The 24,802-nt window shown below is 69.1% G+C and carries 20 protein-coding genes; 12 read left to right on the top strand and 8 right to left on the bottom strand.

Annotated elements, in window-relative coordinates; all coding sequences use genetic code 11:
- Window positions 1-7: 7 nt before the first annotated feature.
- A complete protein-coding gene (locus IF64_RS0120235) occupies window positions 8-982 on the bottom strand; it encodes a sugar-binding transcriptional regulator (protein WP_030533727.1) in 975 nt (324 codons plus the stop codon).
- A 234-nt stretch (window positions 983-1,216) separates the two neighbouring features.
- Here IF64_RS0120235 and IF64_RS0120230 point away from each other — a divergent pair, with 234 nt between their 5' ends.
- From IF64_RS0120230 to IF64_RS0120200, 7 genes are all read left to right on the top strand, one after another.
- Window positions 1,217-2,221: a zinc-dependent alcohol dehydrogenase family protein gene (locus tag IF64_RS0120230; RefSeq protein WP_030533726.1), complete on the top strand. Its 1,005-nt coding sequence runs from the start codon at window positions 1,217-1,219 to the stop codon at window positions 2,219-2,221.
- The gene (locus IF64_RS0120225) at window positions 2,214-3,593 is read left to right on the top strand and encodes an ABC transporter substrate-binding protein (RefSeq protein ID WP_051758025.1); all 1,380 of its coding nucleotides are present in this window, start codon (window positions 2,214-2,216) and stop codon (window positions 3,591-3,593) included. Before IF64_RS0120230 ends, IF64_RS0120225 begins: the two co-directional genes overlap by 8 nt.
- Window positions 3,593-4,525: a carbohydrate ABC transporter permease gene (locus IF64_RS0120220; RefSeq protein ID WP_030533724.1), complete on the top strand. Its 933-nt coding sequence runs from the start codon at window positions 3,593-3,595 to the stop codon at window positions 4,523-4,525. Before IF64_RS0120225 ends, IF64_RS0120220 begins: the two co-directional genes overlap by 1 nt.
- A gap of 1 nt (window position 4,526) precedes the next feature.
- Complete coding sequence (locus IF64_RS0120215; RefSeq protein WP_030533723.1) at window positions 4,527-5,351, top strand: carbohydrate ABC transporter permease; 825 nt, start codon at window positions 4,527-4,529, stop codon at window positions 5,349-5,351.
- Between the two features lie 11 nt (window positions 5,352-5,362).
- Complete coding sequence (locus tag IF64_RS0120210; protein WP_030533722.1) at window positions 5,363-6,439, top strand: ABC transporter ATP-binding protein; 1,077 nt, start codon at window positions 5,363-5,365, stop codon at window positions 6,437-6,439.
- A 43-nt stretch (window positions 6,440-6,482) separates the two neighbouring features.
- Window positions 6,483-7,883, top strand: coding sequence for a xylulokinase (xylB, locus tag IF64_RS0120205; RefSeq protein ID WP_030533721.1), 1,401 nt, complete (start codon window positions 6,483-6,485; stop codon window positions 7,881-7,883).
- A gap of 150 nt (window positions 7,884-8,033) precedes the next feature.
- Window positions 8,034-9,203 (top strand): low temperature requirement protein A, encoded by a 1,170-nt coding sequence (locus tag IF64_RS0120200; RefSeq protein ID WP_030533720.1) that lies wholly within the window; start codon window positions 8,034-8,036, stop codon window positions 9,201-9,203.
- A 52-nt stretch (window positions 9,204-9,255) separates the two neighbouring features.
- On the opposite strand, the gene IF64_RS0120195 is transcribed toward IF64_RS0120200, so the two are convergent.
- The 5 genes from IF64_RS0120195 to IF64_RS27545 all read right to left on the bottom strand — a co-directional run bounded on the left by IF64_RS0120195 (window position 9,256) and on the right by IF64_RS27545 (window position 17,614).
- On the bottom strand, window positions 9,256-10,719 hold the full coding sequence (locus IF64_RS0120195) for a catalase (protein ID WP_030533719.1): 1,464 nt from the start codon (window positions 10,717-10,719) through the stop codon (window positions 9,256-9,258).
- Between the two features lie 177 nt (window positions 10,720-10,896).
- Window positions 10,897-12,066: a glycerate kinase family protein gene (locus IF64_RS0120190; RefSeq protein WP_030533718.1), complete on the bottom strand. Its 1,170-nt coding sequence runs from the start codon at window positions 12,064-12,066 to the stop codon at window positions 10,897-10,899.
- Window positions 12,067-12,080: 14 nt separating this feature from the next.
- Window positions 12,081-13,418: an SLC13 family permease gene (locus tag IF64_RS0120185; protein ID WP_051758024.1), complete on the bottom strand. Its 1,338-nt coding sequence runs from the start codon at window positions 13,416-13,418 to the stop codon at window positions 12,081-12,083.
- A gap of 904 nt (window positions 13,419-14,322) precedes the next feature.
- Window positions 14,323-16,830 (bottom strand): SpaA isopeptide-forming pilin-related protein, encoded by a 2,508-nt coding sequence (locus tag IF64_RS0120175; protein ID WP_169741962.1) that lies wholly within the window; start codon window positions 16,828-16,830, stop codon window positions 14,323-14,325.
- A complete protein-coding gene (locus tag IF64_RS27545) occupies window positions 16,718-17,614 on the bottom strand; it encodes a vWA domain-containing protein (RefSeq protein ID WP_030533715.1) in 897 nt (298 codons plus the stop codon). The genes IF64_RS0120175 and IF64_RS27545 overlap by 113 nt, the downstream gene beginning before the upstream one ends.
- 344 nt (window positions 17,615-17,958) lie before the next feature.
- Here IF64_RS27545 and IF64_RS0120165 point away from each other — a divergent pair, with 344 nt between their 5' ends.
- On the top strand, window positions 17,959-18,567 hold the full coding sequence (locus IF64_RS0120165; protein WP_030533714.1) for a hypothetical protein: 609 nt from the start codon (window positions 17,959-17,961) through the stop codon (window positions 18,565-18,567).
- Between the two features lie 186 nt (window positions 18,568-18,753).
- Window positions 18,754-19,416, top strand: coding sequence for a hypothetical protein (locus tag IF64_RS0120160; RefSeq protein WP_030533713.1), 663 nt, complete (start codon window positions 18,754-18,756; stop codon window positions 19,414-19,416).
- Between the two features lie 91 nt (window positions 19,417-19,507).
- On the opposite strand, the gene IF64_RS0120155 is transcribed toward IF64_RS0120160, so the two are convergent.
- Entirely contained in the window at window positions 19,508-20,737 is a 1,230-nt protein-coding gene (locus IF64_RS0120155; protein WP_084705982.1) for an RNA polymerase sigma factor, read from the bottom strand.
- A gap of 7 nt (window positions 20,738-20,744) precedes the next feature.
- A complete protein-coding gene (locus IF64_RS0120150; protein ID WP_030533711.1) occupies window positions 20,745-21,164 on the bottom strand; it encodes a YciI family protein in 420 nt (139 codons plus the stop codon).
- 251 nt (window positions 21,165-21,415) lie between these two features.
- Between IF64_RS0120150 and IF64_RS0120145 the strand changes: the two genes are divergently transcribed.
- From IF64_RS0120145 to IF64_RS0120135, 3 genes are all read left to right on the top strand, one after another.
- Window positions 21,416-21,829 carry a helix-turn-helix transcriptional regulator gene (locus IF64_RS0120145; RefSeq protein ID WP_030533710.1) on the top strand — a complete coding sequence of 138 codons (414 nt, stop codon included), beginning with the start codon at window positions 21,416-21,418 and terminating at the stop codon, window positions 21,827-21,829.
- A 9-nt stretch (window positions 21,830-21,838) separates the two neighbouring features.
- Complete coding sequence (locus IF64_RS0120140; RefSeq protein ID WP_030533709.1) at window positions 21,839-22,258, top strand: VOC family protein; 420 nt, start codon at window positions 21,839-21,841, stop codon at window positions 22,256-22,258.
- A 90-nt stretch (window positions 22,259-22,348) separates the two neighbouring features.
- The gene (locus IF64_RS0120135) at window positions 22,349-24,709 is read left to right on the top strand and encodes an ATP-binding cassette domain-containing protein (protein ID WP_030533708.1); all 2,361 of its coding nucleotides are present in this window, start codon (window positions 22,349-22,351) and stop codon (window positions 24,707-24,709) included.
- The last annotated feature ends 93 nt before the right edge of the window (window positions 24,710-24,802 follow it).

Below are 24,802 nucleotides of genomic sequence, written 5' to 3'. Positions count from 1 at the left end.
GGGCGGGTTAGGCGAGTTCGACGAGGCGTTTCGCGGCGGCTGCATCGGTGATCAGGGTGTTGACCATGCCCGACCGGAGCACCGCCGCGATCGCCTCGGCCTTGCCCTCGCCCCCGCCGAGTGCGATCACCTCGGGGACGCGTTTCAGTTCGCGCACGCTGATGGCCAGGACGTGATGCCCTGGATCGCCCGAGAGTTCGTTACCGTCGGCGTCGAACAGGCGTGCCGCGACCTCGGCCACCGCGCCGCGCTCGGCCAGCGCCTCGCGTTGCTGTTCGCCGAGCACGTTGTACACAGTGGACTGCCCCGGTCGCCACGCGCCGATGCTGACGACGGCGGTCGTGATCCGGGAGAAGCGCTCGAAGGCCTCGGCGATCCCCGGCTGCTGCCGCAACGTGCGCGCCGTGCGGTGGTCGGGCAGGACGAGCGGTCCGAAGATCGGGAACGCCTCGCCGCCCGAGACCGACGCGATCTGCCGCACCGTCTCCACGGACCGGTCGGCGGAGTGTTCGTGGACGTCGATGCGTGAGGACACGCCGCACAGCTGCACCACGGGGCAGCGGGCCAGGCCACGCAGCGAATCCGTCATCGCGTTGACGGTGCGTGCCCACACGACGCCGAGCACGTCGTCCTCGGTGACGATCTCGGTCAACAGCTCGGCCGTCATCGCCCCGATCCGTTTCCGGAGCTCGATCTCCGATCCGTCTGCTCGTTCGAGCACCAGTGCGCGGTGGAGGCCGTAGGCCTGGGCTACCTCGTCACACAGGGTCGGCTCGAGCGGAAGGGGCAGGTCGAACTCGACGCGGACGAGGCCGCTGTCCCTAGCCTGGTCCAGGATCCGGGCCACTTTGAAGCGGCTGATCCCGAACTCCTCGGCGATCTCCAGCTTCGACGCTCCCTGCACATAGAACCGCCGCCCGATGGCTGCCGCCTGGACGAGCGCGGCCGGGCCGGATTGCGTCCGCCGTCCCTGCTTGCTCATATGAGCAACTTATCACGAAGTTTGCATGGAAACATTGACTTAACGAACCCCTCGACCGTTCAATGCACGTGTCAGTCAGCGTTCAGACAGTGAGCGCCAGCGCTCAGCTGAGCATCTCATCTGAGCGCGACACGTGGAAGGCTCAACGCGCTCCGACGAGCGCTTCGGCCCGGAGCGGGTGACCTCCACGGCACAACGAGCACTGTCGCTTGAGCATCAGGAGGGTGGCGCCTCATGCGAGCCGCGATCATCGATACGCCGGGCTCGGTCCGCGTCGGCGACGTCCCCGACCCGAAACCACGCGAGCGCGACGTCGTCGTGCGGGTCGGCGCCTGTGGCATCTGCGGGACGGACCTGCACATCGCCGACGGTCACTTCCCGCCGTCGCCGTATCCCATCGTCCCCGGTCACGAGTTCGCGGGCGAGATCGTCGAGGTGGGCGCCAACGCCCCTGGCGGCTTCGAGGTCGGCGACCGGGTGGCGGTCGACCCGTCCCTGTTCTGCGGGTACTGCGGCCCCTGCCGTGCCGGCCACGGCAACCTCTGCGCGAACTGGGGAGCCACCGGCGACACCGTCGACGGCGCGTTCGCCGAGTACGTCGCCGTGCCAGCCGACACCTGCTACCGCATGCCCGACGGCATGACCTACCGCGAGGGCGCGCTCGTCGAGCCGGTGTCGTGTGCCGTGCACGGCGTGCGGCGTATCGGCGTGGAGGCGGGCGAACGCTTCCTGGTGATCGGCGCGGGCACGATGGGCCTGATCATGCAGCAGTTGCTGCAGCGCGCGGGCGCGTCGGTGACGATGGTCGACCGCAACACCGAGCGGCTCGCGCGGCCGCGGGACCTCGGTGCCGTGGCCGCCGTCGGCGACGTCACGGAGCTGAACGACGAGAAGTTCGACGCCGCCGTCGACTGCACGGGAGCCGCGCCCGCGATCGAGGCGGCCTTCGACTCTCTGCGAAGGGGAGGCAGGCTGCTCGTCTTCGGTGTCGCACCGGAGGAGGCGCGCGTGTCGCTCTCGCCGTTCCGCATCTACAACGACGAGATCACCATCGTCGGGTCGATGGCCGTGCTGCACAGCTACGGTGCTGCGCTCAACCTCGTGGCGACCGGTGCGATCGACACGGCCTCGCTGCTCACCGACAGCCTTCCGTTGGAGCGCTTCCCCGAGGCACTCGACCTCATGCGCAGCGGGCGCGGGCTGAAGACCCAGGTTCTGCCGGGAGGCGGCGATGCGTAAACGCGGGTTCGGCACCGGAACCGCGAGGCGGAGTGTGCTGACGCGCCTGGCGATTCTGCTGGCCGCGCTCCTGCCCGCCGCGGGGTGTGCGGGTGCCGGTGCGCTCGGCGCCGGTGGGCAGACGCTCGTCATCGCGATCGTGTCGAACCCGCAGATGGAGGACGCCGTCGCGCTGTCGCACCGGTTCGAGGCCGAGAACCCGGGCGTCCACCTGAAGTTCGTGCAGCTGCCCGAGAACCAGGCGCGTGCCAAGATCACCGCGTCGGTGGCCAACGAGGGCGGCGAGTTCGACGCCGTGATGATCAGCAACTACGAGGCTCCGCAGTGGGCCGAGAACGGCTGGCTCGAGAACCTCCAGCCCTACATCGACGCCGACCCCAGCTACGACGACGGCGACTTCATCCCCAGCATCAAGGACTCGCTCTCGCATCAGGGCGACATGCACGCGGTTCCGTTCTACGGGGAATCGTCGTTCCTGGCCTACCGCAAGGACCTGTTCGCGAAGGCCGGTCTGGAGATGCCGGCCAACCCGACGTGGGACCAGGTGCAGGAGTTCGCGAGGAAGCTCAACGATCCGGCCAACGGTGTCGCTGGGATCTGCCTGCGCGGCAAGCCGGGGTGGGGCGAGAGCCTCGCGCCCTTCAACACGGTGGTCAACACGTTCGGCGGGCGCTGGTACGACGAGAACTGGAACGCCCAGCTGACCTCGCCACAGTTCCGTCAGGCGTGGAACTTCTACGTCGACCTGGTTCGCAACCACGGCGAGGTCGGTGCCTCGTCGGCCGGCTTCCAGGAGTGCGGCAACCGGTACGGCCGCGGCCAGGCCGCGATGTGGTACGACGCCACCGTCATGGCGGGCACCAACGAGGATCCGCAGAGCAGCGAGGTCGTCGGCAAGTCCGGTTACGTGCCCGCGCCGCGCAAGGACACCGACGCCGCGGGGTGGCTGTACACCTGGTCGCTGGCCATTCCCAAGGTCGCGGAGAACAAGCAGGCCTCGTGGGACTTCCTGCGCTGGATGACCGGCAAGGAGTTCGTGCAGACGGTCGGCACGGAGTTCGGCTGGAACCGCGTACCCACCGGGTGCCGGATGTCCACCTACGACATCCCCGAGTACCGCGAGGCCGCCGAGGCGTACGCACAGCCCACTCTGGACGCCATCAGCGTGGCCGATCAGGACCACACGATGACCAAACCCGTGCCGTACGAGGGGATCCAGTTCCTGAGCATCCCCGAGTTCCAGGACCTGGGGACCCGCGTTTCGCAGCAGCTGTCGGCGGCCATCGCCGGGCAGAAGTCGCCCGACGCGGCGCTGCAGCAGGCGCAGGAGTACGCAGCCACGGTGGGCAAGTCCTATCAGGAGAGTCAGTGATGACCACTCTGGCAGAGGCGCCGCAGGCGCCGGAGAAACCGCCCGCGCGGCCGCGAGCGCAGGAACGTTCGGCGGCGTGGAGGCGCCGCGCGCCGCTGCTGCCCGCGCTGATCTTCACGATCGCCGTCACCCAGATCCCGTTCCTGGTCACGGTGTTCAACTCGTTCCAGTCGTGGAACATGGTGCGGCCCGGGTCGCAGCACTTCGTCGGATTCGACAACTACGTCGACGTCTTCACCGACTCGGTGTTCCTGCAGGCACTGCTGAACACGGTGACGCTCACCGTGGTGTGCGTGTTCGTCGCGATGCTGCTCGGCCTGGGACTGGCGCTCCTGCTCGACCGCGCGTTCCTCGGCCGCGGCATCGTGCGCACCCTGCTGATCACGCCGTTCCTGATCCTTCCCGCCGCCGGTGCGCTGCTGTGGAAGACGACGATGTTCGACCCGTCCTACGGATTGCTGAACTGGGCGCTGGGTATCGAGGTCGACTGGTTGTCGGACTACCCGCTCGCCGCGGTGATGGCCCAGATCACCTGGCAGTGGACACCGTTCATGATGCTGCTGATCCTGGCCGGTCTGCAGGCGCAGTCGCGTGAGGTGCTCGAGGCGGCGCAGGTGGACGGTGCCGGCCGGTGGCGTACGTTCGTGTCGATCACATTGCCGCAACTGTCGCGGTATCTGCAGCTGGCGGTGCTGCTCGGCGCGATCTACATCGTCAACAGTTTCGACGCGATCTACCTCATGACCCAGGGTGGTCCCGGTACGGCGAGCACCAACCTGCCGTACTACATCTACCAACGCGCGTTCGAGGGTTTCGACGTCGGCCAGTCGTCCGCGATGGGTGTCGTCGTGGTGATCATGACGCTGATCGTGGCGACCTTCGCGCTGCGGCTGATGTTCCGGACCTTCGACGTCTCCCGCGGGGTGAAGTGACATGGCAGCCAAGACGAATCGGCTCGGCCGCGGTGCGCTGACCGCGCTCACGTGGGTCATCGCGCTGCTGTTCGTGTTCCCCGTGATCTGGATGGTCGTCACCTCGTTCAAGCACGAGGTGGACGCGGCCACCGATCCGCCGAAGTTCGCGTTCAGCCCCACGCTCGAGCAGTTCACGACGATCCTCGACCGCGGATTCCTGCCCTACCTGGCGAACTCGGCGTTCGTCACCGTGGTCTCGACGCTGCTCGTACTGCTGCTCGGTGTGCCCGCCGCGTATGCACTCTCGCTGGCGCCGATCAAGCAGACGTCCAACGCACTCGGGTTCTTCCTGTCGACGAAGATGCTGCCGATCGTCGCGGCGATCATCCCGCTGTACGTCATCTCGCAGAACCTCGGCATGCTCGACAACGTCTGGGCGCTCGTCGTGTTGTACGCGGGCATGAACCTGCCGCTGGCGGTGTGGATGATGCGCTCGTTCTTCCTCGAGGTGCCCACGGAGATGATCGAGGCGGCGCGGGTGGACGGCGCCACGCTGCCGACGCTGCTGTACCGGGTCGTGCTGCCCGTCGTGGCGCCCGGCATCGCCGCGACGGCGTTGATCTGCGTCATCTTCTCGTGGACCGAGTTCTTCTACGCGGTGAACCTGACCGCGGCCCAGGCCGGTACCGTCCCGGTCTTCCTCGTCGGGTTCATCACCAGCGAGGGCCTGTTCTGGGCGCAGCTGTCCGCCGCCGCCCTGCTCGCCTCACTGCCGGTGATGATCGTCGGCTGGATCGCACAGAACCACCTGGTACGCGGCCTTTCCATGGGCGCGGTCAAGTAAAGGAGTTACCGATGGCGCAAGTGGAGTACGCCGGCGCATCCCGTGTCTACCCGGGTGCGAACGCGGTACGCGCGGTCGACAGCCTGGATCTGTGCGTCGGCGACGGCGAGTTCCTCGTGCTCGTGGGACCGTCCGGGTCGGGCAAGTCGACGGCGTTGCGCATGGCCGCGGGCCTCGAGGACATCGACGAGGGCACGATCTCGATCGGCGACCGCGACGTCACGAACCTGCCCCCGAAGGACAGGGACATCGCCATGGTGTTCCAGTCGTACGCGCTGTACCCGCACATGACCGTCGCGGAAAACATGGCGTTCTCGCTGAAGTTGCGTGGCGTGTCCAAGTCGGACATCAAGGCGAAGGTCGACGAGGCCGCGGCGTTGCTGGACCTGACCAAGTACCTGGACCGCAAGCCCAAGGCGTTGTCCGGCGGCCAGCGTCAACGGGTCGCGATGGGCAGGGCGATCGTGCGCGAGCCCAGCGTGTTCCTCATGGACGAACCGCTGTCCAACCTGGATGCGAAACTGCGCGTCGAGACCCGCGCGGGCATCGCCGCGCTCCAGCAGCGGCTCGGCACGACCACGATCTACGTGACCCACGACCAGGTCGAGGCGATGACGATGGGCGACCGTGTCGCGGTGCTCCGAGACGGCGTCCTCCAGCAGTGCGCCTCCCCGCGCGAGCTCTACGACACGCCGGCGAACGTCTTCGTCGCCGGATTCATCGGTTCGCCCGCCATGAACCTGCTGAACCTTCCCGTCGACGGCGGCAACGTCAAACTCGGCGAGTTGAGCGTCCAGCTGCCGGTGCGCACCGACCTGCCCGAGGTCACGGCCGGTGTCCGCCCGGAGTCGCTGGCGCTCGTCGGACCCGGTGACGACGGTTTCGACCTGCGGGTGGAGCTCGTCGAGGAACTGGGGGCGGACGCCTACGTGCACGGGGCGCTGGCCGGCCACTCCGGTCGGGTGGTCGTTCGTGCCGACGGCCGGACTCCGCCCCGTTTGGGCGAGACGGTGCGGGTCGCCGTGCGGGACACTGGAGAGGTACACGTCTTCGACCCGGAGTCCGGCCTGCGGTTGTCCGGACAGTGAGCATCGGGTCGACGGCCGGAAAGACGAAGGGGCGTTCGACACCGTGAGCGAGCTGGTAGCCGGGGTGGACTCGTCGACACAGTCGACGAAGGTCGTCGTGGTCGATGCAGCCGACGGCCGGGTGGTCCGCACCGGCCAGGCAGCGCATCCCGACACGACCGAGGTCCACCCGTCGGAATGGTGGCGGGCGCTGCGCAGCGCGGGCGACGGGCTGCTCGACGACGTGCGCGCCGTCGCGGTCGCGGGCCAGCAGCACGGCATGGTCACGGTCGACGGGGACGGCGAGGTCGTGCGGGAGGCGTTGCTGTGGAACGACGTCCGCTCGGCGAGCGCCGCCGACGACCTGGTCAGCGAGCTGGGTGGTGGACAGGCGTGGGCCGACGCGGTCGGTTCGGTGCCGTTGATGAGCTTCACGGTCACGAAGCTGCGGTGGTTCGCCGAGCACGAACCGGAGCTGGCCAAGCGCGCCGAGCGCGTGCTGCTTCCGCACGACTGGCTCACGTGGCAGCTGCTCGGTGGGTCCGGCGTGCCCACGACCGACCGCGGTGACGCCTCGGGCACCGGTTACTACTCGGCGGTCGAGGGCCGGTACCGCACCGACCTGCTGGTCACGGCCTTCGGCAGGGAACTCGAACTGCCCACGGTGCTGGGGCCGGCCGAGGTTGCGGGCCACAGCGACGACGGCGTGCTCGTCGCGGCGGGCACGGGCGACAACATGGCGGCGGGCCTCGCACTCGAACTCGCCGACGGCGACGTGGCCGTGTCCCTCGGCACGAGCGGAACCGTCTTCGGTGTAAGCGAGAAGCCGACCGCCGACGGCACCGGCGTCGTCGCCGGATTCGCCGACGCGACCGGGCGGTTCCTGCCGTTGGCGTGCACGCTCAACGCCGCGCGGGTGCTGACGTCGACGGCGGCGATGCTCGGCACCGATCTGGAGGGATTGGACGCACTGGCGCTGTCGGCCGAACCCGGCGCGGGCGGGCTGACGCTGCTGCCCTACCTGGACGGCGAACGCACGCCGAACCTGCCGGACGCGTCCGGATCGCTCGTGGGCCTGCGCCGGTCCAACATGACCCCGGCCAACGTCGCGCGCGCCGCGGTGGAAGGCATGCTGTGCGGGCTGGCCGCGGGCCTCGACGCGCTGCGGGACCACGGCGTGCCCGTGCGCAGGGTGCTGTTGACCGGTGGTGCCTCGCGATCGGCTGCCGTGCGCGCGATCGCGCCGGGCGTGTTCGGCGTGCCCGTGCTGGTGCCGCCGGAGATGGAGCACGTCGCGGTGGGTGCGGCGCGTCAGGCCGCGTGGGCCTTGAGCGGGGCCGCCGAGCCGCCGAGCTGGCGCAGGCCCGACGACGGGATCCACCTCGCGGCCACCTCCGACGAACTCGAGGCGGGCGCAGTGGTGAACGACGCCCACCGTGCAGCGAGGCGGCACCTGCATCCGTAACCAGGCGAACCGGTAGGCCCGGTGCCGTAATTGTCCTTTCTGTACGGTTCGTACGGCGCGTATCACGTCGCGTGCCGCGCAGGACATCGTTGTCCATGCTTAGAATCCCCCGCGGCACGAACGACGTCGGCGTTCTCGGGAGGACTCGTCGTGAACTCGCAGGTGGTACGGCCCCGGTTACTGCGACCGGAGGGGCGTGAACGGTCGGAGGTTGCTCCGATCGAGCTGTTCTTCGACCTGGTGTACGTCTTCGCGATCATCCAGGTCTCGCACACCCTCCTGGACCACCTGACGTGGCTCGGGTTCGTCGAGGTCGCCGTGCTGTTCGGCGCGGTGTGGTGGGCGTGGAACTACTCGGCGTGGGCGATGAACTGGCTCGACCCGCGCAGTGGCCTCGTCCGGGTCCTCAACGGACTGCTCATGCTCGCCTCGCTGGGCATGGCGCTGGCCCTGCCACACGCGTTCACAGAGGACGGACTGCTGTTCGCCGCGTGCTACGTCGCCGCGCAGGTCGGCAGGGCGGCGTTCATGGCGGTCGCGATGCGCGGGCACGTGCTCGCGAAGAACTACACGAACCTGCTCGCGTGGAGCTCGTCCGCAGGCGTGCTGTTCCTCGCCGGTGCGTTCCTGGACACGGTGCCGCGGCTGATCGTCTGGGCGATCGCGTTGCTGATCGACGTCTCGGGGCCGCGGTTCGACTTCCGCTTCCCGGGGCTCGGATCCGCGCCCATGCACACGTGGCCGACCGATGCGGAACATCTCGCCGAGCGCAACCGGCTGGTGTTCATCATCGCGCTCGGCGAGTCGATCCTCATCATGGGCAACACGCTCTACGGCATGGAGGAGATCACTGTCCGCGCCGTGCTCGCCTCGCTGTTCGGGTTCGTGGGCCTGTTCGTCATGTGGTGGGCATACTTCGCGCTCGCCGGCCACGACACGCAGGCCAGCCACGGCGACGAGAGCACCAGTGCGCTGCGGTCGGCGTTCGCGTACGCCCACGCGCTGATGGTCGCGGGCGCGATCGTCGTCGCCGTGTCGATCGAGCTGCGGATCAGCCACGACCACACCGACGCCCCGCTGGTGCTGACCACGGTCGGCGGCCCGCTGATCTACCTGGCAGGCAACATCCTGTTCCTGCGGTCCCGTACCGGCGCGGTGGCGCGCGAACGGTATCTGGCCGCGACGGCACTGCTGATCATCGGCGTGGTGGGACTGGCGGTCGGGCATGCGCTGCCGCCGATCGTGATCGGGCTCGCCGTGGTCGTCGTGATGTCCACATTGGCCGTCGTCACGCAGCTGCGGTCGGAACGTCAGGCATGACGAAGGGGGCGCCTCGCACTACGGCGAGACGCCCCCTTTCTTCCGGGTCAGGTCACTTGGCCTCGTGGTAGGCCTTCTCGATCCGCTGCCCGATCTCGGCGTCGACGTTACGCCAGTACTCGAACGCACGGGACAGCACCGGCTCCTCGACCCCGCCGAGCAACGCACCCGTGACCGTCCGAACGAGACGGTCGCGCTGGGCGTCGTCGAACACCTCGCGCACGAGGTGGCCGGGCTGGGAGAAGTCGTCGTCCTCGGCGTGCAGCTCGTAGGCGCTGCGCACCAGTTCGCCGTCGGACTCCCAGCCGTCCTCGATCGGTCCGGTCTCGTCGGCGTACGGCCTGCCGTACGAGTTCGGTGCGTAGACCGGCGCGGCACCGCTGTGCTCGAACGTCATGTGCCCGTCGAACGTGTACGAGTTCGTCGGCACCACCGGCTTGTTGACCGGAAGCTGCAGGTAGTTCGTGCCGATCCGGGCGCGCTGGGCGTCGGCGTAGGCGAAGACCCGGCCGAGCAGCATCTTGTCCGGCGACACCCCGATGCCGGGGACCAGGTTGGACGGCGCGAACGCGGCCTGCTCGATCTCGGCGAAGAAGTTCTCCGGGTTGCGGTTGAGCGTCATCGTGCCGACCTTGATCAGCGGGTAGTCGGCGTGCGACCACGTCTTGGTCAGGTCGAACGGGTTGATCCGGTACGTCTTCGCGTCGGCGTAGGGCATCACCTGCACGTACAGCGTCCACGACGGGTACTCGCCGCGGGTGATCGCGTCGGCCAGGTCACGGCGGTGGAACTCCGCGTCGGCGCCCGCGAGCCGCTCGGCCTCGGCGTCGGACATGCACTCGATGCCCTGGTCGGTCTTGAAGTGGTACTTCACCCAGAACCGCTCGCCCTCGGCGTTGACCCACATGTAGGTGTGCGAGCCGTAGCCGTTCATGTGCCGCCACGTGCGCGGCAGTCCGCGGTCACCCATCAGGTAGGTGACCTGGTGGGCCGACTCCGGGTTCTGCGTCCAGAAGTCCCACTGCATGTTGTTGTCGCGCAGTCCCGTGTCGGGGGTGCGCTTCTGCGAGCGGATGAAGTGCGGGAACTTCATCGGGTCGCGCACGAAGAACACGGGGGTGTTGTTGCCGACGATGTCGTAGTTGCCCTCGGAGGTGTAGAACTTCAGCGCGAAACCGCGGACGTCGCGCCAGGTGTCGGGCGAGCCCTGCTCACCCGCGACCGTGGAGAACCGCGCGAGCATGTCGGTCCGCGCGCCCTTCTGGAACAGGGCGGCCTTGGTGTAGCGGGAGACGTCCTCGGTGGTCTCGAAGACGCCGAACGCCCCCGCTCCCTTGGCGTGCGGGTTGCGCTCGGGCACGCGCTCCCGGTTGAAGTGTGCGAGGGTCTCGACGAGGCGGACGTCGTGCAGCAGCAGCGGGCCGTTCGCGCCCACGCTCAGCGAGTTGCGGTCCGATGTGGCCGGTGCGCCGTTGTCGAGGGTCGAAGCGGTCTGCGGTTTCTCGGATGTGGTCACGTCGGTCTCCTTCGCGCTCGGGGTGGGCGCCGGAACGGACGTCGCGTCCCGTGGGGCGCCGGTCGCCGGGACGGGCGGCATCGATCGCCGCGGCCGTCCGCACCCTTCAAGGCTACGCCTAATCTTGACTGACTCAAGAAAATGACCCGGTTCGGGTGATGGAGACCTCAGCGGCGGTCACGCGCACAGGGCCGAACCGACCAGGACCAGGCGGAGGGTGCGTTCCGTCGCATCGGTGACCAGTTCGGCGGTGTGGGCCATGGCCTCGGCGAGCGCCACCGGGGCGGCGAGGATTCCCGCGTAGGCGTCGATGCCCGCCTCGTGGGTGGTGCGTGCGCCGCGGCCGATCGTGCCCGCCAACGCGATCACCGGCTTACCCGCGAGCTTCGCCCGCCGCGCGACCTCGGCGGGCACCTTGCCGCGGGGCGTCTGGAAGTCGATGGCCCCCTCCGCCGTCAGCACGAGATCCGCTCCGGCGAGCTTGGCGTCGAGGTCCACGTGGTCGAGCAGCACGTCGAACCGGGGCAGCAGCCGCGCACCCAGCACCCCGGCCAGCCCCGCACCCAGCCCGCCCGACGCGCCACTTCCGGGGGCGGTGCGCAGATCGCGGTCACAGCGGTACTCGACCAGCTTCGCCCACTGCGTGAGCGCCTTCTCGAGCAGACACACCTGCTCCGGCGTGGCTCCCTTCTGCGGGCCGAACACGCGCGCGACACCACGGTCGCCGGTCAGCACGTTGTGCGGGTTGCAGGCGATCAGCATCTCGGTGCCGGCGAGGCGCGGGTCCAGCCCGGACACGTCGAGATCCACGGCATCGGCGAGGGCGTAACCGCCGTCGGCGACCTGCGTCCCGTCCGGCCCGAGCACCCGTGCCCCCAATGCGCGCAGCGCACCGGCGCCGCCGTCGGAGGTACCGGAATCCCCGCAACCCACCAGGATCCGTTCACACCCGGCGTCGAGAGCCGCGCGGATCAGCTCACCCACGCCGTAGGTCGTGGTGAACCCGGGGTCGCGGTCGTCCTGCGGCACGAGGCGGAGCCCGGCCGCCGCGGCCATCTCCACGAACGCCGTGCGCGGGCCGTCTCCGCCGAGCACCGCGAAGTGGGCGTCGACCGGACGGCCCGTCGGGCCGGTCACCGTGGCCGGAACCAGTTCGCCGCCGGTCGCCGCCGCCAGGGTGCGCGCCGATCCCTCTCCACCGTCGACCAACGGCACCGTCTCGATGTGTGCGCCAGGCAGCACCCGGCGCACCCCCGCCGCCATCGCGGCCGCGACCGCCTCGGCCTCCAGCGACTCCTTGAACCCGCTCGGTGCGATGACGAAGCGCATCGGAATGGTCGTGGTCATGAGGGGACTCCCTTCTAGGGGGCCTGCAACGGCAGACCCAGTGCCGGCCACACGGCCAGCGCGAATGTCAGGACGAGGCCGACTGTCAGCGGCCCCAGATACAGCGAGATGCGCAGCAGATCGGACCTGCGGTAGGTCGGCGCCTCGGTGACCGCCGCGAACATCGCGACCGGCTTGGCCGACGACGGCAGCGTGTGGCAGAAGCCCGCGGCCACGGTCGAGGCGAACGCGACGGCGACGGGATCGAGGCCGGCGGCGGTCGCGAGCGGAATGAGCAACGGGATCAGCACCGACGAGCGCGCCGAGCGCGACTGCAGCACCAGGTGGGCCGCGGCACTCACGACGACGACCACGACCAGGAACGCGAGGCCGCCACCGGCCGGGCTCAACAGCGTGTGCCCCAGCCAGTCAGCGGCACCCGACGAGGACAGCGCTATACCCAGCACCGCCGTCGTCACCATGAACAGCAACAGCGACCACGGCACGGTCGACAACGCCTCCGGCAACCGGGTGAGCCCGACCCGTGGAGCCGTGGTGACCAGCGCGCCGAACAGGGCGACCAACGCGGGTGACAGACCGTGCCACGGCTCGGTGCACCACAGCGTCACGACGAAAGTCAGTGCCGCCACGGCGCGCAGCTGCGCCGCCGTCAGTGGGCCGTCGGTGGTGACGTCGACGTGGCCGGCGAGGCCGTGCAGTTCGAGCGGGCGCCTGCGGTCGTCACTGCGCGTCATGACGAGCAGCACCACCTCGGCGGCGAGATGCGAACTCACGACGGCGAACGGGAAACCCAGCAGCAGCCATTGCGCGTAACCGATGCCGTGGCCGGTGCTCTGTTGGAGGAGTTGGCTGGTGACCAGGTGCGCGCCCGCGCCGGTGATCGTCGCGACCGCGGAGAGCAGGATGACGGTGGGAAACAACAGCGCCAGCGCGCGCACGACGGCAGCGCGGTCGGCCAGCGCCGCGGCGAGTGCGAGGAAGACCGGCAAGGCGAGCGCCGCACGCCCCGACGTCGCCGGAACGGCCAGTGAGGTGATCACGAGCGCGGCCGTGATCCGGTGTGCCAGTCCCCGAACGGAGGAAGCCTTGCCGCACAACGCGATCGCGAAACGGGTCGGCAGGCCGGTCCGGGTGAGGGCCGCGGCGAGAACGAACGCGGCGATGAGCAGCCAGATGGTTTCCGAGCCGAGCGCGCCGAAGAACGCCTCGGAGGAAACGATTCCGCCGAACACGAGGAGGGCGGCAGCGGACAGCCCGACGAACGTGTCGTCCATCTTCCCGGTCATCCACGCGATGACCGCGGCCGCGAACACCGCGAGGGTGAACACGCCGCTGCCCGTCAACTCCGCCATGGCATCCAGCGTCTGGCTCAGCGCTGAATCACCGGTGAAGCCGTCGTGAGGGGATTTTCATCGAGTCGGCGGCGGACGGGAGATCGGGCCCGCATGGGAGATCGGCATGCCTGCCCCAGGCATGCCGATCCTTCGTCCCGGAAAAGTGTGGAGGTCCGGTGTTCGACCGCGGCGTGTGAACCCCGGACCTGAATCTAGGGAATGCCGACCGTCAGTGGCTGGCCGACTCGCCCCGGAACGGGGAGAAGCCGCGGCCAACGTCCTGAATCCTGTTCAGCTCGGCGACGTAGCGACGAATCGCGGTGTAGATCACTCGCATCCTGTGACACCTCCTTCCTGAACCGCGCTCGCCGTCCCATTGGCGAGGAACCTCAGCACCTCGGCGCATAACGCTGCCGCACTCGCGAGTTATGGGTGTGCCGGGAGAGGCCCTCGGCGCTGGGGGACGTGGCCCAACGCACTCCCGAATGTGCCACGTCCGCAGGTCGCGACGCCAGTCTCAAAAAGTGCGAAAAGTCGCAGGTCAAAGCTGTAATACGGAGGGGGTTCGCGGCGATTCTCATCCGAGCGTCTTTCCGACCTTCGAACGGCCGGTTCCCCTACCCGTTGGGCGCCACGGGAAACATATCGACATAGCCATCCTACGTTGTGAAACCGGTGCGTGGGGCGAGGCCCGTCGCGGCACGCCGTGGGGGAAGAACGGACGTGCCGCGACGGGCATGGGAGTGACGGGTGCGTGCCCAGGTCGTGTCTGACAATCCCGTCGCCTGCTGCGCGGTGCCAGCGCGGCCCCTCGCTGCGTTGTCGGAAAGCCCGAGTACGACCCGGTACGAGGGCTTCCCTCCGCCTTGCGAGGGACCACGCTGATCCCCGCTCGCGACGGCGGAGGATTATCAGACACGACCTAGTCGTCGCCCTGCCGGCGTCTGCGGGCGAGGACCGTCAGCGCTGCACCGGCCACCAGGAATGCCACCCCGAGTGCGAGCGGGACGCCGATGTCCGCGCCGGTGTCCGACAGTCCGTCGGCGCCGTTGTCGGTCCCGTGTGGACCGTCCCCGGAGCCCGGTCCACCATCACCGGGTCCACCATCACCCGGTCCGCCGTTCCCCGGGCTGCCGGGACCGCCACCACCGGGCGGTGACGGCTGCGGCGGCGCCGTGGGGTCCGTCGGTCCAGAGGACGTGGTCGGGCCCGTCGGCACCGGTGGGTCGGTGGGGTCGGTCGGACTCGGTGGTGTGGTCGGACTCGGGGGTGTGGTCGTACTCGGCGGTGTGGTCGGGTCCGTCGGATCCGGGGGAACCGGCGTTCGCGAGTCGGTGAACGTCGTGGTGTGCGGTTGTCCTGCGTTGCCCTCGTCGATGCTGATCAGCGCGCTCGTGCGGTCGGCAGGCAGGTCGTAACCGTCCGGTGCCGTCCGCTCGTACCAGTAGTAGTCGCCGAAATCGAGTTCGCCGACCTCGCACGTGCCTTCCCCGCTCGTGGTGCAGGTGCCGACCTGTTCGTCGTCGGGATCCGGGGCGCCGTCGGTCATGCCGTCCTCGCCGTCGCCGTCGGTGTCGCGATACAGCTCGAACTCGCCGCCCGCCAGCGGCCGCTCGTCCTCGGCGTCCAGTTTCTCGACCGTCAGCGTGGACAGCAGGCGGTTGACCGCCGTGCAGGTGCTGGTCGCTCCCGGTGGCAGTTGCAGGTTCTGCGGATCGACCTGTCTGGTGCTCCCTTCGCCTCCGGTCGTGCACGTCAGGTCGTGCAGCCGGTACCCGTTCGGGCCGTTGAGCTCGGTCAGCTCGTACGGCTGTTCCGGCCGGACGTGCTGGCTGCCACCGCCGGGGATGTCGTGGGAGTGTCCGCCCGGCGGCACCGGATCCTGCGGCGTGATGCGGAACGTGAAGTCCTCGGGCTGGGCGTCACCGCCCTGCACCTGTTTGTCGACGGTGACGGTCGCCGTCTGGTTCACCGCCGTGCATTCGACGTCCTCGCCGAGCGGGACCGCGATGGCTCCCTCGAGATCGGCCGAGAACGCCCCGCCGCCGGTGCCGCTGGTCTGCGTGCAGCCCCACGAGCCGGTCGACTGCGGGAACTGCAGTGGCGTGCTGCGGTGGTCCTGCTGCACGTAGTGCAGGACGTCGTGGGGTGCGGGCCCGTCCGGCTCGGTCGCGTCGGCCTGCTCGGCCAGTTGGTACACCGCGCCCGGTGTCACCTCGGCCCAGTCGGTCGTGACGCGGCCGCTCGGGCCGGGCAGTGCGTCCTCCGGGCCGCTGCCCTGCAGCTGCCACCACTCCGGGCTGACGTCGCCGCTGGCGACCTCCTTGGTCAGCCGGAGTCTGCTGTGGCACTCGACCTCGTTGGTGATCGTCCACTCGTTGGCTCCCGAGGCCAGCGGCACGCTCGTCGGGGCGCCGGGTGTGATGTCGGTGCCGTTGAGGGAACTGCCGGTGATCTCGCAGTTCGTCGGGTCGGCCGCGGCCTGCTCGGTGACGGCGACCGAGCCGTCGTCCTCGACGCTGTAACCGTCACGGGCCACACCCCACGGCTGGGTGGCCGACGGCGCGCCGCCCGGACCGCCGAGTTCCAGGGACGAGGTCAACCCCGGGGGCTGTTGCCCCTGGGGATAGGTCGTCGTGGTCGTCTCCCCATCGGGTCCGGTGGTGGTCGTGACCTGCCACTGCTTGTCGACGCGCACCGACGCCGAGTCGAAGTCGGGCGCTCTGTTGTAGACGGTGCAGGACAGGAAGGACTGCAGTCCGATGCCTTCGATCGTGAACCGTTCGGGGTTGTCCGGATCGGGGGTGACCTCGACGGGCACGTCCTCACCCGTCGCCTTGTCGACACACGTGGTCTCCTCGGGTAGGGATTCGTACCCGGACTGCTGGGTCTCCTCGATGGCCACGTCCACCGGACCCGGATCGAACTCGAGGTCGAAGTTGGTCGCACCGGTCTGCGGACTGGTCTGCGCCGATTCCGGGTCGACCGTGCCCGCCGTCGTCTCCGCGGAGAACTCCCACGGTGTCTGCGGGGTGTAGGCGTCCTCGGTCGTCCCGTCGTAGGGGACGAGCTGTTTGATCACCGACACCGACGGCGCACATCTGTCGAGAACGAGTCCGCGCAGCGCCTCGCCTGCCTGGGCGTAGTCCTGGGTCTGGAAGTAGTCGGCCTCCCGGATGTTCGTCCCGTCGTAGGCGTCGCGGCCCGAGATGGTGCGCAGGTTGAACGCCGCGCCCTCGCCGTCGACGCCGTCACCCACGCCGACCGCCATGATCCGCGTGCCCTGACTCTTGAGCAGGTTCGCCGAGGCGTTCGCGTTACCCAACTCGCGGAACCGGGTGTAGCCGCTGTTCCGGTCGACCGTGCCGAATCCGGACGTCGGGTTCGGGCCGTACACGGTCGGGTTGCCGTCGGTCAGCATGATCGCCATGTCGAAGCGCTGATCCTCCGGCGCGGCCGCGTTGGTGTCCGCCACGGACGCGAGACCCCGGTCCCACGTAGCCGTTGGCCGGGGAATCCGAGCCGAAGGTGAACAGTGCCGCCTGCGACGGCGTTCCGCGCAGCGACTGCACGAAGCTGTCCAGCGCTCCCTTGATCTCGTCGACGTAGCCCGACATTGAGCTGGACAGGTCGACCACGAGCGCCACCTTCAGCCCGCACGTGTCGGGCAGTTCGGGGTCGCGTCGTGAGATGGGAACGACGCCGCCCGAGGCGGTGCGCCGTTGGAAATCGGGAACGCTGCTGCGCGGACTGGTCTGCAGACCCGGGTCGGTGATCCAGGTACGGCCCTGTCCGTACGACGAGTAGGTCTGCCCCGCCACCAGTTCGGGGGTCTGGAAGACGTGCCGCAACGAGTACGTGTTCTCGGGCGTGGGCGACAACGGAGCGGTCTGCCACTCGGGATTCGCGTACCGCCCATCCGGGGCTCCGGTCGCGGCCATCCACAGCCTGCCGTTGGCCGGCAGCGTCGTGGTGTCCACCTGGAACGTGCACCAGCCGTCGGCCGTCGAGGTGCAGCTGTACATCGGTGTCTCGGCGGTGAAGCCGTCGTGGTTGTCGATCGTTGCGGCGGGGCTGGTGGCGAAGAGGCCGAACGTCGCACCTTCGAGTGGGCCGATCGTGTCCGGTCCGGTGCGGATGTCTCCGATGTAGGCGCGCACGGTCGCCGTCGTCTCCGTCTGGGCGATCGACGGACTCGGGGGTACGAGGAGCATGCCGATGCACGCCAGAACGCCGAAGAGCGCGAGTGGCCCGCGCCGCGTGGTGCGAACGGGATCCCGACCGGCAGATACCTCGCCCGACCCCTTTCCGAGACGAAAACGCCGCACGGAATTCGATTCCGCGAGTCGAATGGCTTGGACCGTTGTAGCACGCAGATGCGGCGCATGCTGGGCGAACATCGCGAGGTGGATCAGCGCCTTCGCATTTATAGGCCGTCCGGGTGAGATTGGTTTGAAACATTCTTCGACGTGTTCCTGGAATTGTCGATCTTCGCCGGAATTCGGGAGTGGTGATCGGCGCTGCGGGCCGCGGGTGCCGTCGTCGTTATCGTGGCGCGGTGCAGAAAGACGGATCGGTGCACGGCGCCTGGTCGATCGACACGCGCCCACCACGCGGCGATCTCCTCCGTGCAGGCGGATGGGCGCTGGCGGCGGTCGTGTTCGGGGTCGTGTTCATCGTGGCGGGCGTGCTGCCCTACGACGGACCGTGGTGGGCGCACGCGCTCGTGATCACGATCGGGGTGCTCATCCTGATCGGCGGCAGGCCGTCGCTGCGGCGGCTGCGACACGGCGTGAAGCCGGCGACGTTGTCGATCGGCCCCAGCGGCATCGAGTACGACGGGCCGCGTGGTAGCACCCTTCACGTCGCCTGGCCGCAGGTGCGGGCCGCGGAGTTGCGCACCGCCCAGCTGGTGTTCGTCACGAAGGGACGTCGGACGAACGGAGCCGTGCTGGCCGGACTCGACCTGCACGTCGACGACGCGGCGGCCGGTGAGCGTGCGCGGAGCCTGCGCCGCGAGGCCGGGGTGTACCAGGTGCGGGTCGGCGGCCGTCCCGAATCGGCCGAACAGGCGCACCAGGCGTTGCTCAGGTACGTCCCCGACCGCTACCGCGGCACTCGGCACGTCGGTGAGGTGCGCGAGTCACGCGAGGACCTGCCGTTGTGAGGACCGGCTGAGCGCCCGGCTCCTGGGGTTGGGCGGCCGGCTGTGTGGACGGCTGTGTGGACGGCTGTGGGGTGGTTTCGTCCCCGTTTTCCGGATTGCGCCGTTTCGGTGAAGAACCGCTGTGCCGGTTGGGTCGTCGCCACGGCTCTCCCATGATCGTCGACTGTCGATCTGGGGGAGGTGGACGTGAGCTGGAGGAATCAGCCACGAGACAGGCAGGGCCGGTGGACCAAGGGCGGAACCGCTGCGGTCGGCGTCGCCGTGGCGGGTGTCGTCCTGTACGGACCGGTGACCGGTGGGGTCTCGACCGGCGCGGGCGGCATGTCGATGCAGGCGGGCATGACGCAGGTGACGAGGCAGGCGTTCACCAAGAGCGTGCAGGCCGCCAAGAAAGGCCGTCCTGCGCAGGCATTGCGTCACCTGAAGTTGAAGCGCACCGGACGAACGGTCGACCGCGCGGTGCAGTGCGGCGCCCGGTCCTACGGCGAGGCGCAGCGGTTCCTGGTGCGCAACCCGTGCCGTTCGCTGAACCGCGTGCTGTTCACCGTCGACGACGAGCGCGGCAATCGCATCGCCGTGTCGGTCTCGTGGGTGCGGATGCCGACGACCGCGCAGGCGAACCGGCTCCGCAGGCTCGCCGACGTGCAGGGCGCCGGCAACGTCTCCCCACTTCCGGGCGCGCTCGTGGGCGCCGGCGACATCGCGTGGACCGGTCACCATTACGACTCGCGGCGCACGGGGCGGACCACGGTGATCGCCGAGACCGAACCCGTGCGCGGCAACGCCGATCCGGAGTACCTCGACAACGTCGCCGAACTCGCGGTCGGTTTCCCCGCCCCGAAACGCTGACCCGCTTCCTTGAGTGCGCAACACGCGCCCCCGAGAGCGCAACACGCGCCCCTGAGTGCGCAACACGCGGCCCCGGAGCCGCAACACGGGTTCAGAGGGTGGTCAGTTTTCTGCGGAGGATCGTGCGTTCGCGGTCGTTGGCGCAGAGTTCGACGGCGCGTTCCAGTTCCGTGCGGGCCTCCGCGGTTCTTCCGAGCCGGATGAGCAGTTCCCCGCGGACGCCGGCCAACTGGTGCGAGCGTGCCAGGCCGTCGACGTCGGCGAGCGTGTCGACGATGGCGAGCGCCTCGGCCGGACCGCGGGCCATCGACACCGCCACCGCCCGGTTCAGCTCGACCACCGGCGACGGCGCCAGCCTGCCGAGCGCCTCGTACAGCACGACGATCCGTTCCCAGTCGGTCTCGGCGACCGAAGGCGCGACCGCGTGGCATTCGGCGATCGCCGCCTGCAGGCCGTAGAAGCCCAGTCCCCTGCCGATCCGCGTCGCCGACGCCAGCGCAGCCCTTCCGCGCCGGATCGCCGAGGCGTCCCACAGCCTGCGGTCCTGGTCCTCGAGCAACACCGGTTCCCCGTCGGCGTCCGTGCGCGCGGGGAACCGGGCCGCGGTCAGTTCCATGAGGGCGAGCAGGCTGTGCACCTCGTGTTCGGCGGGCATGAGCCGTGCCAGTACGCGGCACAGCCGCCGCGCCTCGCGGGCCAGGTCGAAGCGGATCAGCGCATCGCCCGAGCTCGCCGACGATCCCTCGGTGAAGATCACGTAGACGACACTGAGCACGGATCCGAGACGGGTGCCGAGCTCGTCGGCCTGCGGGACCTCGAACGGCACCCGCGCGGCGGCGAGCGTCTTCTTGGCCCGCGTGATCCGTGCCTGGACGGTGGCGGTCGGGGTGAGGAACGCCCGTGCGATCTCGTCGCTCGTGAGCCCGCCGACCACGCGCAGCGTCAGCGCCACCTGCGCCTCGCGCGACAGCACCGGGTGGCACGCGGTGAACATCAGCGCGAGGACGTCGTCGTCGACCTCGCCGGCCTCGTCGGACGTCACGTCGGCGGGGGCGAGTCCGGGCAGGCGGTCGCGCTCGGCCGACCGCGTGCGGAACACGTCGATGGCCCTGCGCCTGCCGGTCGTGAGCAGCCATGCCACGGGATCGCGGGGGACGCCCTCGCGAGGCCAGTTGACCAATGCCTCCGCGAGGGCTTCCTGCGCGACGTCCTCGGCCAGCGCGAAGTCGCCGGTGTAGCGCGTGAGCGCGCCGACGATCCGCGCCGACTCGATCCGCCACAGCGCTTCGATGCTGCGCCGGACCTCGATCCCTTCGGTCACCCGCGGATCACTTCTGGCCGAGCTGTTCCCGCCAGCGGCGCTCCTTCTGCACCCATTCGTTGTCCTGCGGGAACTCGTCGATCTCGGTGACGCGGCGGATCTCCATCTTGCTGCCCGGCCCCTGCATCGGCGCGCGCTTGGCCCACTCGACGGCCTCTTCCTTGGAGCCGACCTCCAGCATCCAAAACCCGTTGAACAGTTCCTTCGTCTCGCCGTAGGGGCCGTCGGTGACGACCGGGGTGTCGGACGAGTAGTCGACGACCACACCGGGGTCCACCGGGTCGAGGCCCTCGCCTGCGAGCAGCACGCCCGCGTCGATCATCTCCTCGTTGAACTTGCCCATGACCGCGAGCATCTCGTCGAAGTCGACGTTCTCGTAGGCGGCGAACGTCTCGTCGGTGGCCCGCATGATCAGCATGAACTTCATCGTCAGCTCCTTCGCCGGTGAAGCCCCCTGGTGGAGCTTCTCACCTCTAGGTCGAACGGGCACCCGCAAGAATCGACACGGCCGCGAAAAACTTCGGAGAAAAGTCCGGAACCGGCCGAGACCTGCCGAGACGGGGCCTCGGCCCGGCGAGCGAGATGAGACCGGGGCGTTCCTTCGCGCGGTGTTCGCGGCATCGCGCTGTCGGTGTTTCGTGGCACTCTTGTCCGGTGACCACAGATGCAGGTGCGCGCATGCGTGAGCTGGCGCTGCTGCGCAGGGTGCGGGACCGGATCGACCGCGAGTACGCCCTGCCGCTCGACGTCGAGGCGCTCGCGCGGGGCGTCCACATGTCGGCGGGCCACCTCAGCAGGCGGTTCCGCGAGGCGTACGGCGAATCGCCCTACGCCTACCTGATGACGCGCCGGATCGAACGCGCGATGACGCTGCTGCGCCGCGGCGACCTGAGCGTCACCGAGATCTGCTTCGCCGTGGGCTGCTCGTCACTGGGCACGTTCAGCACGCGGTTCTCCGAGCTCGTCGGTATGTCGCCGAGCCGGTACCGCGCCGAACAGGCCGGCGCGACCCACGGCATGCCCGCGTGCGTGGCCAAGCAGGTCACCAGACCGATCAGGAATCGAGAAGCGCCCGCGGCGCGCGGGTCCTAGCGTGAAGCCATGACCAGCACAGACCTCACCATCGCCCAGGCCATGCTTCCGCTCACCGACCCCGACGAGGCGCTCGCGTTCTACCGTGACGTGCTCGGTTTCGAGGTCCGCAACCACGTCGAGTACGGCGACATGCACTGGATCACCGTCGGCCCGCCGGGCCAGCCGGAGACCTCCATCGTGCTGTATCCGCCCGCCGCGACGCCGGGACTCACCGACGACGAACGCCGCCTCATCGAGGAGATGATGGCCAAGGGCACGTTCGCCATGATCAATCTGTCGGCTCCGGACGTCGACGCGGCCTTCGCCAAGGTCCAGCAGGGCGACGTCGAGGTCGTCCAGGAACCCATCGACCAGCCGTACGGCATCCGCGACTGCGTGGTGCGCGACCCCGCGGGCACCATGATCCGCATCCAGCAGGCGGGGTGAGCGCGATGGCCACGTATCAGCGCAAGCACAGCAGGCAGTATCCGATCGTGCGGCTCACCCGCCGCTGAGACCGACAACCTGGAGACTCCGATGAGCCCGGAACGACCGGCCGCCGACAGTCATGACCTGATCCGCGTCCAGGGCGCGCGCGAGAACAATCTCGCCGACATCAGTATCGAACTGCCGAAACGGCGCCTGACGGTGTTCACCGGGGTGTCCGGGTCGGGCAAGAGCTCGCTCGTGTTCGCCACGATCGCCGCGGAGTCGCAGCGGCTGATCAACGAGACCTACAGCACCTTCGTCCAGGGGTTCATGCCCACGCTGGCCCGGCCGGACGTCGACGTGCTGGACGGGCTCACCACGGCGATCATCGTCGACCAGGAACGGATGGCCGCCGACCCGCGGTCGACCGTCGGCACCGCGACCGACACCGGCGCGATGCTGCGCATCCTGTTCAGCAAGCTCGGCGAGCCGCACATCGGTTCGCCGAAGGCGTTCTCGTTCAACGTGGCGTCCGTCAGCGGTGCGGGCGCGGTCACGATGGAGCGCGGCGGCAAGAAGGTCAAGGAGAAGCGCACCTTCAGCGTGCTCGGCGGGATGTGTTCGACGTGCGAGGGCACCGGGCGCGTCACCGACTTCGATCTGTCCGCGATGTACGACGACAGCAAGTCGCTGCGCGAGGGTCCGTTCACGATCCCCGGCTGGGGCGCGGAAGGCTGGTACGGGCGCATTTACATCGGCTGCGGATTCTTCGACCCGGACAAGCCGCTGCGCGAGTTCAGCAAGTCCGAACTGGACGACCTGCTGTACAAGGAGCCGACGAAGATCAAGGTGGACGGGATCAACCTCACCTACGAGGGGATCATCCCGAAGTTGCAGAAGTCGATGTTGTCGAAGGACCGCGAGGCGATGCAGCCCCACATCGGAGCGTTCGTCGACAAGGCCATCACGTTCACCGCCTGCCCGGACTGCGACGGCACGAGGCTGAACGAGACGGCGCGATCGTCGAAGATCGACGGGATCAACATCGCGGAGGCCTCGGCGATGCAGATCAGCGATCTCGCCGAATGGGTGCGCGGAATCGACGCGCCCAAGGTTCGTCCGTTGCTGGAGACCTTGCAGTCCACACTGGATTCCTTCGTCGAGATCGGCCTGGGCTATCTGTCCCTCGACCGTCCTTCCGGCACCCTGTCCGGCGGTGAGGCGCAACGCACCAAGCTGATCCGGCACCTCGGCTCGTCGCTCACCGACGTCACCTACGTCTTCGACGAGCCCACCATCGGGCTGCACCCGCACGACATCCAGCGCATGAACGACCTGCTGCTGCGGTTGCGGGACAAGGGAAACACGGTGCTGGTGGTGGAGCACAAACCCGAGACGATCGCGATCGCCGACCACGTCGTCGACCTCGGCCCCGGCGCGGGAAGCGACGGCGGCACGGTGTGTTTCGAGGGCACGGTCGAGGGCCTGCGCGCCAGCGAGACGCTCACCGGCAAACACCTCGACGACCGCGCGGCGCTGAAGCCGTCGGTGCGGACCGGGGACGGAGCGCTCGAGATCCGCGGCGCCGACCTGCACAACCTCACCGGCGTCGACGTCGACATCCCGCTCGGCGTGCTCACGGTCGTCACCGGGGTCGCCGGCTCGGGCAAGAGTTCGCTGATCCACGGTTCGCTCACCGGACGCGACGGCGTGGTGCTCGTGGACCAGGGAGCGATCAAGGGGTCACGACGTTCGAATCCGGCCACCTACACCGGGGCGCTCGAACCCATCCGCAAGGCGTTCGCGAAGGCCAACGGGGTCAAACCCGGGCTGTTCAGCGCCAACTCCGAGGGTGCGTGCCCGAACTGCAACGGCGCCGGGGTGATCTACCTCGACCTGGCGATCATGGCGGGCGTGCCCACCCCGTGCGAGGTGTGCGAGGGCAAGCGGTTCCAGGCCGAGGTGCTGGAGTACACCTTCGGCGGCAAGGACATCAGCCAGGTGCTCGCGATGTCGGTCGCCCACGCCGAGGCGTTCTTCTCCTCCGACGAGGCCAAGGTGCCCGCGGCGCACAAGATCCTCAAGCGGCTCGACGACGTCGGGCTGGGCTACCTGACGTTGGGACAGCCGCTGACGACGTTGTCGGGCGGTGAACGGCAGCGGCTGAAGCTGGCGACGCAGATGACCGACGGGGCCGGGGTGTACGTGCTCGACGAGCCGACGACCGGTCTGCACCTGGCCGACGTCGACCAGTTGCTCGGACTGCTCGACCGGCTCGTCGACTCGGGCAGGACCGTCATCGTCATCGAGCATCACCAGGCGGTGATGGCGCACGCCGACTGGATCATCGACCTCGGCCCCGGCGCGGGCCACGACGGCGGCCGGATCGTCTACGAGGGCACGCCGGCCGACCTGGTCGCCACCCGCGCCACGCTCACCGGCCAGCACCTGGCCGACTACGTAAGCTGAGCCGCCGTGTTGCGGTCTCCGGAGCCCGTGTTGCGGTTTCGGGAACGCGTGTTGCAACCCCAGGGGCCCGTGTTGCAGTTCCAGGGGCCCGTG

Source organism: Prauserella rugosa, assembly GCF_000719975.1.
Classification (GTDB): Bacteria; Actinomycetota; Actinomycetes; order Mycobacteriales; family Pseudonocardiaceae; genus Prauserella; species Prauserella rugosa.
This window is presented reverse-complemented; position numbering and strand designations above follow the sequence as displayed.